We start from the raw sequence: 7,962 nt of genomic DNA, 5'->3' as shown, positions 1-7,962 counted from the left end.
GGAACGGGAAATGTCCGGGGTGGGTGAAGCCGGGGAGCCGCAAGACGAACACGCCGAATCGCGTGGTCCGTGGCTCATTATGCGTACGTTCATCATCAAACGTCAATCGTTTGATGACGACAGACATCAATAAGGGCACGTCAGATGATGCGCGGGGTTGGATCTCTCCCGCGCCTCGGCGGCCACCTTGCCAGCCCGGCGGGGGCCGGCGTCTCAGCCCGGCGTCAAGGGCGCTTCGGCGCCGCGCGGCGGCCCGCCGCCCGAGCCTTGGGGGCGGCTTTTGGTGCGGGCAAGGCCTGGCTCCGGCACGCCGCCAGGATCTCGTCCGCCAGCGGTGAATCGTCAGGGCAGGCGCGCGACAGCACGATGGCGCCCACGGCGCGCGCCAGCAGATCCAGCGCACGCACACGCACCTGCGCCGGGTCGTCCTGGCCGGCGAAGTCGGCATCGCGGCTCAGCGCCGCCAGGATGCCTTCGATGCCGGCAGCGAACGGCGCACGCACCTCGGCCCCCTGGCGGGCAGCGTCGCCGCCCAGCGCCGCCATCGTGCAGCCGCCGGCGAGGGCGTCGCGGTGCTGGCGGGAGATGTAGGCCTTCACGAAATCAGCTGCGCTCACACCCTCGGACAACGCGGTGGTCTGGGCGATGCCACAGGCGGCTGCCTCGGCCATCAAATCGGCCTTGGAGCCGAAGTGCCGGTAGAAGCCGCCGTGCGTGAAGCCGGCGGCGCCCATCAAGTCGGCCACGCCCACGCCGTCATAGCCGCGCTCGCGGAACAGCGTGGTGGCCGTCTCCACGATATGCGCCCGGTTCGCCTCTGCCTGTGCCTTGGTGACCTTCATGTCGAGCCCGCTGCTGCCGTCGTGATTGATTCAGCCTGCACTGTACATTGATTCAATACATCATCAAACCGTTGACAGCAAACATGACGACCATCATCATTGAGGCCGTCAGATCACCAAAAAGCGGACAGCATGAACACGCAAGCCCTCTTCGAGCCGTATGCCCTCGGGCCCCTCACGCTCGCCAACCGCATCGTGATGGCGCCTTTGACGCGCAACCGCGCTGGTGCCGGGCTGGTGCCCAGCGAGCTGGCAGCGACCTACTACGCACAGCGGGCCTCGGCCGGCCTCCTCATCACCGAGGCCACGCAGGTCTCGGCCCAGGCGCAGGGCTACCAGGACACGCCCGGGCTGTACACGCCGCAGCAGATTGCAGGCTGGCGCCGTGTGACCGACGCCGTGCATGCGCGCGGCGGGCGCATCTTCGTGCAGCTGTGGCACGTGGGTCGTGTCTCGCATGTCGACCTGCAGCCGGGCGGCGCAGCGCCGGTGGCGCCTTCGGCCCTGCGTGCCGCCACCAAGACCTTTGTCAACAATGGCTTCGCCGACGTGTCCGAGCCGCGCGCGCTGGACATCACCGAAATACCTGGCCTGGTGAACGACTTCCGGCAGGCGGCGGCGAATGCCATCGAGGCAGGATTCGACGGCGTCGAGATCCATGGCGCCAATGGCTACCTGCTGGAGCAGTTCATCAAGGACGGCGCCAACCACCGCACCGATGCCTACGGCGGCTCGATCGAGAACCGCGCGCGCTTGCTGCTGGAGGTGGCGACCGCCGTGAGCCAGGAGATCGGCGCCCACCGCACGGGGGTGCGCATCTCGCCGGTGTCACCGGCCAACGGCATCTCCTGCAGCGATCCGCAGCCGCAGTACGAGCACATCGTCCAGCGCCTGAGCGCGCTGGGCATCGTCTATCTGCATGTGGTGGAAGGCGCCACCGGCGGCCCGCGCGACGTGGCGCCGTTCGACTACGGCGCGCTTCGGCGGCTGTTCAAGCAGACCTACCTGGTCAACAACGGCTACGACGCCGACCTGGCTGCGGCGCGGCTGCAGGCGGCCGAAGCCGACCTGTTTGCGTTTGGCCGGCCCTTCATCTCGAACCCCGATCTGGTGGAGCGTCTGAAGACGGGCGCGCCGCTGGCACCGCTGGACCCGAGCACGCTGTATGGCGGCGGTGCGGCCGGCTACACCGACTACCCCACGCTGGCCGAAACCCGCTGATCGCGCCTGCCCACTCTCACGGAGAACCTGACATGACTTCTGCTGCCACCGTCCTCATCACCGGCGCTTCCACCGGCATCGGTGCCACCTATGCACAGCGCTTCGCGCAGCGCGGCCATGACCTCGTCCTGGTCGCACGTGACCAGGGCCGCCTGGACGCCTTGGCCCAGCGCCTGCGCCAGGCACACCAGGTGTCGGTTGATGTGCTGCCCGCCGACCTGACGCAGGCGGCCGACCTCGCCGCGGTCGAGGCCCGCCTGCGGGACGATGCACGCATCGGCATCCTGATCAACAACGCCGGCATCGCCCAGTCCGGCGGCATCGGCCAGCAGACGGCCGACAGCATCGAGCGCCTGATCGCGCTCAACACCACCGCGCCCACGCGGCTGGCGGCCGCGGTCGCCCCGCGCCTTGCGCAGGCCGGCGCCGGTGCCATCGTCAACCTGGGCTCGGTGGTGGGTCTTGCGCCGGAGTTCGGCATGTCGGTCTATGGCGCCACCAAGGCTTACATGCTGTTCCTGTCGCAGGGCATGAACGTCGAGCTGGGCGCCAAGGGCGTGTACGTGCAGGCGGTGTTGCCGGCAGGCACACGCACCGAGATATGGGAGCGCGCGGGCATCGACATCAACAGCCTGCCCGAGTTGATGGACGTCGAAGAGCTGGTCGATGCGGCCCTGGTGGGCTTTGATCGCCGCGAGCTGGTCACCATTCCGCCGCTGCGCGCGGCCGAGCGCTGGACCGCGCTCGATGGGGCGCGCCAGGCGCTGCTGGGAGACCTCCACCAGGCCTACGCGGCCGAGCGCTACCGGCAACCGGGCTGATCGGCGGGCTTGAACACCACGAACACCTTGCGCAGCGTCTCGGTCACGTCCCACACGCCGGTGGTGTGCGCGGGAAAGAACAGCGTGTCGCCCGCGCGGATGTCGATGGGCTGGCCATCCGTCGGCGTGAAGCGGCAGGCGCCGGCCAGGATGTGCATGACCTCGGCCTGGGCCAGCTGGCGTTCGAAGCGGCCGGGCTCGCATTGCCAGACGCCGGTGCCATGGCCTTCGGCGCCGGGCAGCGGCACGTCGATGCCGCTCAGTTTGCAAGGCGGCTGGCTCAGCGGCCGGGCGGGTGTGCCCTGGTCTTCGAAGCCGCCCAGCTGGGCGGACTGGTGCAGCACGGTGATGCCGCGTGGGGTGGTGGTGATCATGGGGTGGGTCCTGCCTGAATCGAGGCCACGCTGCCGGCCAGCGCCCGCTCGGCCACCGCGGTGAACCAGCGCACGCCCAGCGGCAGGGCCTCGTCGTTGAAGTCGTAATGGGGGTGGTGCAGCGGATGGCTGGGGCGGCTGTCGCCGGCCACGCGGCCCTGGCCCAGCCATAAATAGGCCCCGGGCCGGCGCTGCAGCATGAAGGCGAAGTCTTCCGACGTGAAGGCAGGCCGCGGTGCCACGCTGGCCTGCAGGCCGATGGCCTGCGCCGCCTGCAGCGCCAGCGCTGCTTCCGGCGCGGTGTTCACCGTGGCCGGGTAGTAGCGCAGATAGTTCACCTCGGCCTGCACGCCATGGCCCAGCGCCACGCCGGCCGCCATGTCGCGCAGCGCGGCCTCGATGCGGTCTTGTGATGCGGCATCGAAGCTGCGCACCGTGCCGGTGATGCGCACCTCGGCCGGCAGCACGTTGTGGCTGTGGCCGCCTTCCACGCGCGTGACCGACAGCACCGCGGATTCGGCCGGGTCGATGCGCCGCGCGACGATGGTGTTGAGCTGCATCACCAGCGCGCTGGCGGCCAGCAGCGCATCCGGCGTGCGGTGCGGTTGGGCCGCATGACCGCCCTGGCCGCGCAGCACGATGTCGAAGCGATCGGCCGCCGCCATGAGGGGGCCAGGACGTGTCTGCGCCTGGCCCAGTGGCAGCTCGGGCCAGTTATGCAGCGCATAGACCGCGTCGCAGGCAAAGCGCTCGAACAGGCCCTGCTCGACCATCACACGGGCGCCGCCCTGCCCTTCTTCGGCGGGCTGGAAGATGAAGTGCACCGTGCCGTCGAAGCGGCGGGTGCGCGCCAGGTGGCGGGCCGCACCCAGCAGCATGCTGGTGTGGCCGTCATGGCCGCAGCCATGGTGGGCGCCTGCGGTGCAGCTTTTCCAGGGCTGGCTGCCCAGTGCCAGCATCGGCAGCGCGTCCATGTCGGCGCGCAGGCCCACGCTGCGCGGGCTGCTGCCGCAACGCAGCGTGGCCACCACGCCGGTGCCGGCCAGGCCCTCATGCACCTGCAGGCCCAGCAGCCGCAGCTGCTGCGCCACCAAGCCGGCGGTGCGGTGCTCGGCAAAGGCCAGCTCGGGGTGGGCATGCAGGTCGCGCCGCAGCGCCACCAGGCCGGGCAGCAGGTCGGTGACGTCATCGGCCATGTCGGCCGGCGTGGCGAGGCTCAAAGGCCGGCCTCCACCGCGTCGGCCAGTTCCGCCAGCGTGCGGTAGTGGTAGTCGGGCCGGGTGATCTCTTCCACCGCGATGGTGCCGCCAAAGCCCTTCTGGCCGGCTCGCCGCTCGATCCAGCAGGTGGCCAGGCCCAGCCGGCGGGCGATGCCGATGTCGTGGTACTGGCTTTGCGCCACGTGCAGGTTCTGCGGCTGGGTGTAGCCCCAGGCGCCTTCGTAGCGGCCACGGGCATAAGCGAAGTAGCGCGGGTCGGGCTTCTCGCACAGTGCGTCGTAGCAGCTCAGCAGCAGGTCGAAGGGGTGGCCCAGCGTGGCGTCGAAGTGTTCCAGCGCCCAGCGCTGGGCATTGGTCATGGTCACCAGCTTGAAGTGCTTGCGCAGCCGCTGCAGTGCCTCGGGCGCATCGGCAAAGGCCGGCCAGCGCGGCACCGAATCACGCAGGCCCTGGGCCAGGGCTTCGGTGTCGGGCAGGCCCAGCTGCGGCGCGATCTGGTGCCACACGCGCACCAGGTCGTCGGGATAGGCGATCACCTCCGGGCTGCCGCGCGAGCGGCGGTAAGCGGCCAGGAAGTCGTCGTCGGTGACGGCGGCCTCCGGCACCGCGGCGCGCAGGTAGTCGAGCATGCCGCGCTCGAAGTCGATCAGCGTGCCGACGACGTCGAAGGTGAGGACCTTGAACTGGCTGAGGGCCATGGAAAACTCCGTGGGGGGCAGATGGCGCCAGCTTAGTTTTGGCCCCCTCGGCCTGCGTACCAAAAGCCACCCCTGCCACGGCAAGGCCTGCGGTTGTCGGCCAGCCTGCGGCAGATCCTGCGGCGGCGTGCAGCAGGTCCCGGCGCCGGGGCGCGCCCGCCCCGGCGGCGGGCATGCCGCGGGCTCAGCAGCCCGACAGGCTGGCCATCAAGTCCGCCGTGCCCACCGCCACATGGCTGTCGCCGGCGGTGAGCAAGGGCCCGTGACGCACGGTCAGGCCGGCTTCCAGGCACAGCGGCAGTGCGCCGGCCATGTCCCAGGTCTTGACCTGCGGCTGCACATGGCCGTCCAGGCGGCCGATGGCGGCCAGCGCCATCGCGGTGGCGGTCGAGCGATAGATCTCCACCACCCAGCCGGCCTCGCGCATCTGGCGGTAGGCGCGCATCACGTCCTCGGCCTGCGGGTGCGAATCGCCGAGCGAGGCCAGCTTCACCTCGCCGAAGCGCGCCTGGCGCTGGCATGGCTCACCGTTGACATGCAGGCCATGGCCGCGCTGCGCGGCCACCATCAGGCCCAGCGCGGGCAGCGCCACCACGCCGGCTTCAGGCTGGCCCTGGGCCACGTAGCCGATGGACACCGCCCACAGCGGCACGCCGCGCAGGAAGTTGGCGGTGCCGTCGATGGGGTCGATGATCCAGCAGCATTCGGCCAGCTCGCCGCCCTGCTCTTCACCGAACACCGCCTCACCGGGAAACGCCAGCGCCAGCTGCTCGCGGATCAGCTGCTCCACCCGCTCGTCGATCTCCGACACGAAGTCCTGCGCCTGCTTGGCGCGGGCGGAAAAGCCGTCGGGCGCCTGGCAGGCCTGCAAGGCCAGCTGGGCGGCGGCGGTGGCGATGCGCTCGAGCGCGGGCAGTCGGGAAGAGGCCGTCATGGCACGGGGCGGTGATGAGCTGGGATGGGGCCGGCATTGTCGGCCAGCCGCCGGCGCCCCCCCTGCCTCCGCGCCGATGCCCGGGCTTGACCTCAAGTGCACTTGAGCTTGTAGGGTGGCGGCTTCTTCACTGGCCAGGCGCCCGATGCCGCACACCTCCACAACCACCCCGTCCGACGAACCCTTGCTGGCCCGCGGCCGGCGCGCCGCCTGTCTGGGCGCGGTGCTGCTGGTCTCGATGCTGGCCTTCGAGGCCATGGCCGTGGCCGCGGTGATGCCGGCCATCGCCGACGATCTGGGCGGCGATGGGCAGTACGCACTGGCCTTCGGCGGCCTGCTGGCCGCTTCGGTGGTGGGCATGGTGCTGGCCGGCTGGATCACCACGCCGGGCGCTGCCACGCAGCGGGCGCGGCCGGCCTGGCTGCGCGGCGCACGCGCGGCCAGCGTGCTGGGCATGGCCGTGTTCGGCGCCGGGCTGCTGCTGGCGGGTATGGCGCCGCAGATGGGCGTGCTGGTGGCCGGCCGCGTGCTGCAGGGCCTGGGCAGCGGGCTCTTGAGCGTGGCCTTGTACGTGGGCATGGGCCAGCTGGTGCCGCCGGCGCTGCACCCGCGGCTGTTTGCCCTGTTCGCGGCGGCCTGGGTGCTGCCCGGCCTAGTCGGCCCCTCGCTGGCGGCGGCGCTGGCCACGCAGTGGGGCTGGCGCGCGGTGTTCGTGGGCGTGGCGCTGCTCGTGCCCGTCACCGCCTGGATGCTGATCCCGGCGCTGGCGCGCCTGCCACAGCCGGCCGCCACGGGCAAGGCCTCGGCCGGGGTGCTGGGCTGGGCGCTGCTGGCGGCGCTCGGGGCCTTCGCACTGCATGCGGCCGGCAGCTTCGACAGCCTGCTGCCCACGCTGGCCCTGCTGGCCGCCGGCCTGGCCCTGGCGCTGTGGGCCGCCGGCCGCCTGCTGCCCGCCGGCAGCCGCGTGGCCGCACGGGGCCTGCCCGCGGTCATCGCCCTGCGCGGCCTGCTGGCCGCGGGCTTCGGCACCGCGGAGGCTTTCGTGCCGCTGTACCTCACCCGCGCCCAGGGCTGGAGCCTGGCGCAGGCCGGGCTGGCGCTGAGCATCGGCGCGGTGGCATGGAGCGCCGGCAGCACGCTGCAGTCGCGCCTGAAGCAGGAGGTGCTGCGCCAGCGGGTGCTGCGTGCGGGCTTTGCGCTGGTGGCGCTGGGCATCGGCATCGTCGCGCTGCCGGCGCTGGCGGGTGCGCCGGCGCCGGTGCTGCTGCTCGGCTGGGCCCTGGCCGGGCTGGGCATCGGCCTGTCGTTCCCGATGCTGTCGGTGCTCACGCTGCGGCTGTCGCCGGCGGCCGAGCAGGGCCGCAATGCCTCGGCGCTGCAGCTGTGCGATGCGCTGTGCAGCAGCGCCGCGCTGGCCGCCGCCGGCCTGGTGTTCAGCCACCTGGGCAGCTCGGTGGCGCAGGGCTTTGCGGGCGTGCGGGTGATCGCCGCGCTGCTGCCGGCGCTCGGCGCGCTGCTCGCCGGGCGGGCCGCGCCCGTGCGTGCGCATGCCGATTGCTCCAAGGCCGTTGTGGCGCGAACATGCGCCACCCCCCAAGGAGACACCCCATGAAGCTTTACCTCGCCCCTGGTGCCTGCAGCCTGGCATCGCACATCGCCTTGCATGAAGCAGGCATCGACTTCGACCGCGTCACCGTCGACCTGCGTGCCAAACGCACCGAAGACGGCCAGGACTTCAGCACCATCAATCCCAAGGGTTATGTGCCCACGCTGGTGCTGGACGACGGCAGCACGCTGACCGAAAACGTCGCGCTGCTGGACTGGATCGCCCAGCGCAGCGGCCAGCAGCTGC

The 7,962-nt window shown here is 71.3% G+C and carries 9 protein-coding genes; 4 read left to right on the top strand and 5 right to left on the bottom strand.

Features of this window, described 5'->3' with window-relative positions:
• Positions 1 to 224: 224 nt before the first annotated feature.
• Positions 225 to 842: a TetR family transcriptional regulator gene (locus ABNT58_RS09830; RefSeq protein ID WP_348753306.1), complete on the bottom strand. Its 618-nt coding sequence runs from the start codon at positions 840 to 842 to the stop codon at positions 225 to 227.
• A 132-nt stretch (positions 843 to 974) separates the two neighbouring features.
• On the opposite strand from ABNT58_RS09830, the gene ABNT58_RS09825 reads away from it, so the two are divergent.
• Complete coding sequence (locus ABNT58_RS09825; RefSeq protein WP_348753305.1) at positions 975 to 2,063, top strand: alkene reductase; 1,089 nt, start codon at positions 975 to 977, stop codon at positions 2,061 to 2,063.
• Positions 2,064 to 2,095: 32 nt separating this feature from the next.
• Positions 2,096 to 2,884 (top strand): SDR family oxidoreductase, encoded by a 789-nt coding sequence (locus ABNT58_RS09820; protein ID WP_348753304.1) that lies wholly within the window; start codon positions 2,096 to 2,098, stop codon positions 2,882 to 2,884.
• On the opposite strand, the gene ABNT58_RS09815 is transcribed toward ABNT58_RS09820, so the two are convergent.
• The 4 genes from ABNT58_RS09815 to ABNT58_RS09800 all read right to left on the bottom strand — a co-directional run bounded on the left by ABNT58_RS09815 (position 2,866) and on the right by ABNT58_RS09800 (position 6,110).
• Entirely contained in the window at positions 2,866 to 3,258 is a 393-nt protein-coding gene (locus ABNT58_RS09815) for a cupin domain-containing protein (protein WP_348753303.1), read from the bottom strand. The two genes, ABNT58_RS09820 and ABNT58_RS09815, sit on opposite strands and share 19 nt — an antisense overlap.
• Positions 3,255 to 4,454, bottom strand: a complete 1,200-nt coding sequence (locus ABNT58_RS09810) for a M20 aminoacylase family protein (RefSeq protein WP_348753307.1) — start codon at positions 4,452 to 4,454, stop codon at positions 3,255 to 3,257. The genes ABNT58_RS09815 and ABNT58_RS09810 overlap by 4 nt, the downstream gene beginning before the upstream one ends.
• Before the next feature lie 20 nt (positions 4,455 to 4,474).
• Positions 4,475 to 5,176: an HAD-IA family hydrolase gene (locus ABNT58_RS09805; RefSeq protein ID WP_348753302.1), complete on the bottom strand. Its 702-nt coding sequence runs from the start codon at positions 5,174 to 5,176 to the stop codon at positions 4,475 to 4,477.
• 184 nt (positions 5,177 to 5,360) lie between these two features.
• The gene (locus tag ABNT58_RS09800; protein WP_348753301.1) at positions 5,361 to 6,110 is read right to left on the bottom strand and encodes an inositol monophosphatase family protein; all 750 of its coding nucleotides are present in this window, start codon (positions 6,108 to 6,110) and stop codon (positions 5,361 to 5,363) included.
• A 145-nt stretch (positions 6,111 to 6,255) separates the two neighbouring features.
• Here ABNT58_RS09800 and ABNT58_RS09795 point away from each other — a divergent pair, with 145 nt between their 5' ends.
• Together ABNT58_RS09795 and ABNT58_RS09790 are read left to right on the top strand one after the other, a co-directional pair.
• Entirely contained in the window at positions 6,256 to 7,722 is a 1,467-nt protein-coding gene (locus ABNT58_RS09795; protein ID WP_348753300.1) for an MFS transporter, read from the top strand.
• On the top strand, positions 7,719 to 7,962 hold a 244-nt coding region (locus tag ABNT58_RS09790), incomplete at its 3' end, for a glutathione S-transferase N-terminal domain-containing protein (RefSeq protein ID WP_348753299.1). The genes ABNT58_RS09795 and ABNT58_RS09790, both read left to right, overlap by 4 nt.

It is taken from the genome of uncultured Aquincola sp. (assembly GCF_964001545.1).
Classification (GTDB): domain Bacteria; phylum Pseudomonadota; class Gammaproteobacteria; order Burkholderiales; family Burkholderiaceae_C; genus Aquincola.
The sequence above is the reverse complement of the archived record's forward strand: the minus strand, read 5'-3'. Positions and strand labels throughout refer to the sequence as shown.